Here is a 254-nt window from a genome sequence, read left to right on the forward strand (position 1 = left end):
TCTGGGGTACCTGAAGTCGGTGACCGTAACAGGAGCTGCCTAGGGTAAAACAGGTAACTAGGGCTAAGTCGTAACAAGGTAGCCGTACCGGAAGGTGCGGCTGGAACATCTCATTTTAGAGCGTCTTAAGACGTTAAACAAAATCAGTATCGTAAGATACATTATACTTACTTAAAGCATAGCTTTAGTTTTTTGTTTGGTTGATATATTACAAATACAAAACCCACTAGAAATTAGTAAACGGGAAGAGAAAA

The 254-nt window shown here is 39.8% G+C and carries 1 rRNA gene; it reads left to right on the top strand.

Annotated elements, in window-relative coordinates:
- Positions 1 to 116, top strand: a 16S ribosomal RNA gene (locus BBI00_RS20990); the annotation flags it as partial.
- Positions 117 to 254 lie beyond the last annotated feature (138 nt).

Origin of the sequence: Chryseobacterium arthrosphaerae (genome assembly GCF_001684965.1) — a bacterium.
Classification (GTDB): Bacteria; Bacteroidota; Bacteroidia; order Flavobacteriales; family Weeksellaceae; genus Chryseobacterium; species Chryseobacterium arthrosphaerae.